Below are 3,553 nucleotides of genomic sequence, written 5' to 3'. Positions count from 1 at the left end.
ACGGTGATACCTGTAGGAGCGAGGCTTGCCCGCGAAGGGCGCGCTGCTTACTTCGCTACTTTGCCCAGAACACGCAGGCGACTCACGCCACCATCCGGGAACACGTTCAGGCGGATGTGGGTGATCGGGCCCAGGGCCTTGATCTGCTCGGCGAAGGTGTGTTCGGCGTGCATTTCCAGCTTCTGGCTTGGCAGCAGTTCGCGCCAGAACAGCGACTGGGTTTCGATCTGGCTGTCGGTACCGCCTTTGACGAAGGCGCCCTGGATCGAGCAGCTGTCCGGGTAGTTGCCCTTGAAGTGCAGGGTGTCGACGATGACTTTCTCGACTTCACCGGCATGGCCCAGGGCGACGATCACCCAGTCATTGCCAGGAGTACGACGACGCGCGGTTTCCCAGCCGTCGCCCATGTTGATGCCACGGCCCGGGTTGAGGATGTTGCTCATGCGACCGAAGTGCTCGTCGGAGCAAGCTAGCGCGCGACCACCATTCAGGGCAGCGGCCAGGTCGACCTGTTCGTTGTCGCCGATGGCCGACCAGTCGCGGAACGGTACGCCGTACACACGCAGACGGGCCACGCCGCCATCCGGGTAGATGTTGAAGCGCAGGTGGCTGAAGGCCTGGTCGTTGTTGATCTCGTGGTAGTGGTGGCTGTTGCCTTGCAGCTCGACGGCCGACAGCACTTCAACCCACTGGGTGTTTTCGTTCGGCTCGCCTTCGGCCAGGAAGCATGCTTCCAGGGACGCCGATGGCGGGAAGTTGCCGGTGAAGAATGAAGTGTCGATGTCCACGCCCTTGATCGAGCCGGGCACGCCCAGGCGGATCACGGCGCTGTCATAGCCTTCGAAGCGCTTGCGGCGCGACTCCCAGCCATCCATCCACTTGCCGTTATCATCGAACACGCCCTCCTTCCATACGGCCGGGGTCGGTTGGAACAGACGGTTGGCGTCTGCGAACCAGTCATCGGTGACCGAGATGATTTTGGTGCCCAGGCGGGCGTCGGCCAGGTTGACGAACTTCTCGAAAGGTACGGCGTAAGCTTTCATTCTTCTTGTCTGCCTTTAAATAAGTGGCTTGGGATGCTTGCAGGGCCCTGGGCGGTTTCGGCGTTCTTGAATCCGCTCGGGCCAGGCTCGCTATAGGGTCAGTAAACGGAACAGGGCGATCTTGTTGATCTCCGCCAGCGCGCATTTGAATTCGGTATCGACCGAATTGTGAATGCGCGTTTCGAACGCTGCGAGGATCTGATGCCGGTTGCTGCCTTTTACCGCCATGATGAAGGGAAACTTGAACTTGGCTTTGTAGGCGTCGTTCAGCTCGGTGAAGCGCTGGAACTCTTCGGCCGTGCATTGGTGAATACCGGCGCCAGCCTGTTCATTGGTGCTGGCTTCGGTCAGTTGGCCCTGGACGGCAGCTTTGCCGGCCAGGTCCGGGTGAGCGTTGATCAATGCCAGTTGGCTGGCGTGATCGGCGCTCAACAGGATGTCGCTCATGCGCTGGTGCAGGGTTTCGATCTGGTCGATCGACGCGTCCTGGCCCAGGTCGAAGGCCTTTTCGGCCACCCATGGCGAATGTTCGTAGATGTCGGCGAAAGCGGTGACAAAGGCGTCGCGGCTCAGGCTCGAAGGTTTGACGGTTTGGAAGGTGCTCATTTGGCAGCCCCTTGGTACGGGTGGGTTTCGTGCCAGTGACGCGCGATATCGACGCGACGGCTGAACCACACCTGTTCATGACTTTTAGCGTATTCGATAAAGCGCTTGAGCGAAGCCAGACGCGCCGGACGGCCAACCAGACGGCAGTGCAGGCCGATCGACAGCATTTTCGGCGCTTCTGCGCCTTCGGCGTAGAGCACGTCGAACGCGTCCTTGAGGTATTCGTAGAAGTCGTCGCCCTTGTTGAAACCCTGGACCTGGGTGAAGCGCATGTCGTTGGTGTCCAGGGTGTACGGGATCACCAGGTGCGGCTTGCCGGTCGGGTTGTTCGGTTCCCAGTAGGGCAGGTCGTCGTCGTAGGTGTCGCTGTCGTAGAGGAAACCGCCTTCTTCCATCACCAGGCGACGGGTGTTCGGGCCGGTGCGACCGGTGTACCAGCCCAGTGGGCGCTCGCCGGTGATTTCGGTGAGGATGCGGATCGCTTCGAGCATGTGCTCGCGTTCCTGGGTTTCATCCATGTACTGGTAGTCGATCCAGCGATAGCCGTGGCTGCAGATCTCGTGGCCGGCATCGACCATGGCGCGGATCACGTCCGGGTGACGCTGGGCGGCCATGGCCACGGCGAAGATGGTCAGCGGGATGTCGAATTCCTTGAACAGCTTGAGGATCCGCCAGACGCCGGCGCGGCTGCCATACTCGTAGAGCGATTCCATGCTCATGTTGCGCGCGCCTTGCAGCGGCTGTGCGGCAACCATTTCGGAGAGGAAGGCTTCGGATTCTTTATCGCCGTGCAGGATGTTGCGCTCGCCACCTTCTTCGTAATTGAGTACGAAAGACAGGGCGATGCGGGCGTTGCCCGGCCAGTGTGGGTGCGGAGGGTTACTGCCGTAACCGGTCAGGTCGCGTGGGTAGTCAGCGCTCACTGCAGTCTTCCTTCTTATTCGTGTTGACAGGTGGTGTGGCGTGCCCGCGAATGAGAAGTCAGGCTGGCGTCACAACGATGGGCTGATTGTATACAACTTTATATTCACTTTGTAAGCCTGAATTTTTGCATTTTTCGCTAACGGTCATCTTCCGGTGATAGGAGGGGGAGTCTGCAAGAAATCTGCCTGTCCGCCTAGCTTGCGGTTACAGGGCTTGGCCAGTGCGCACTTCGCCGGAAAACCGCCGGGAAAACGGTGGTTGGCGCTGCCGTTGGTAAATATGTCGTTTTTATTGTGTACAATTTTTTTGAAAAGTGTCTTAATCAATCCATCGCCGCAGCATTTCGGGCTCCGAAACGGTGCGGTCTCCTTTTCAACTGACTTCGGGAGGCGCGAGGTCTGGCTGCTCGATGCAGGCAGGCGCGCAGAATCAATGGGACGTTTGACTACACACGTTTTGGACGCTGCACATGGTTGCCCGGGCAGCTCGATCAAGGTCGAGTTGTACCGCGTCGAGGGTTCGCAGCTGGAATTGGTCGCCAGCGCGGTCACCAACAGCGATGGTCGTGTCGATTCGCCGCTGTTGCAGGGCGATGACTACCGCACCGGGGTTTATCAGGTTCAGTTCCATGCCGGCGACTACTACCGCGCCCGTGGCGTCCAGCTGCCGGAGCCGGCGTTCCTGGATGTGGTGGTGCTGCGTTTCGGCATCTCGGCACAGCAGGATCACTATCACGTGCCACTGCTGATCTCGCCGTACAGTTATTCCACGTACCGGGGAAGCTGATCCCCCAAGCAGCTTCCTCTACCTTGAAGCGACCTGCGCATATAGCTTCTTTGGTCTTTCGCCCGCTCACACTGCGGGCTTTTTTTCGCCCTGGTTTTCTGCCAGCGAGATTGCCATTGGTATCTGATACCCCGCGATCCCTGTGGGAGCGTGGCTTGCCCGCGATGGTAGCCCAGACACCGCTGGGCATCAGG

Annotated in this window: 4 protein-coding genes; 1 reads left to right on the top strand and 3 read right to left on the bottom strand. The window is 59.6% G+C overall.

Annotated features, from left to right (window positions below):
- Nucleotides 1–47: 47 nt before the first annotated feature.
- The 3 genes from alc to puuE form a co-directional block, all read right to left on the bottom strand.
- Complete coding sequence (alc, locus tag ACW9JE_RS29575) at nucleotides 48–1,043, bottom strand: allantoicase (protein ID WP_175376931.1); 996 nt, start codon at nucleotides 1,041–1,043, stop codon at nucleotides 48–50.
- A gap of 90 nt (nucleotides 1,044–1,133) precedes the next feature.
- Nucleotides 1,134–1,649 carry a 2-oxo-4-hydroxy-4-carboxy-5-ureidoimidazoline decarboxylase gene (gene uraD, locus ACW9JE_RS29570; protein WP_224540549.1) on the bottom strand — a complete coding sequence of 172 codons (516 nt, stop codon included), beginning with the start codon at nucleotides 1,647–1,649 and terminating at the stop codon, nucleotides 1,134–1,136.
- Nucleotides 1,646–2,572 carry an allantoinase PuuE gene (gene puuE / locus ACW9JE_RS29565; protein WP_224540547.1) on the bottom strand — a complete coding sequence of 309 codons (927 nt, stop codon included), beginning with the start codon at nucleotides 2,570–2,572 and terminating at the stop codon, nucleotides 1,646–1,648. The genes uraD and puuE overlap by 4 nt, the downstream gene beginning before the upstream one ends.
- Before the next feature lie 433 nt (nucleotides 2,573–3,005).
- Between puuE and uraH the strand changes: the two genes are divergently transcribed.
- Nucleotides 3,006–3,359, top strand: a complete 354-nt coding sequence (uraH, locus tag ACW9JE_RS29560; RefSeq protein WP_175376934.1) for a hydroxyisourate hydrolase — start codon at nucleotides 3,006–3,008, stop codon at nucleotides 3,357–3,359.
- Nucleotides 3,360–3,553: the final 194 nt, after the last annotated feature.

Source organism: Pseudomonas sp. SDO55104_S430 (genome assembly GCF_054070595.1).
This window is presented reverse-complemented; position numbering and strand designations above follow the sequence as displayed.

What these genes read in the sequence shown, in the direction of transcription:
- alc (WP_175376931.1), bottom strand. Translation starts at nt 1,043, where the DNA reads ATGAAAGCTTACGCCGTACCTTTCGAGAAGTTCGTCAACCTGGCCGAC.
- uraH (WP_175376934.1), top strand. Translation starts at nt 3,006, where the DNA reads ATGGGACGTTTGACTACACACGTTTTGGACGCTGCACATGGTTGCCCG.
- uraD (WP_224540549.1), bottom strand. Translation starts at nt 1,649, where the DNA reads ATGAGCACCTTCCAAACCGTCAAACCTTCGAGCCTGAGCCGCGACGCC.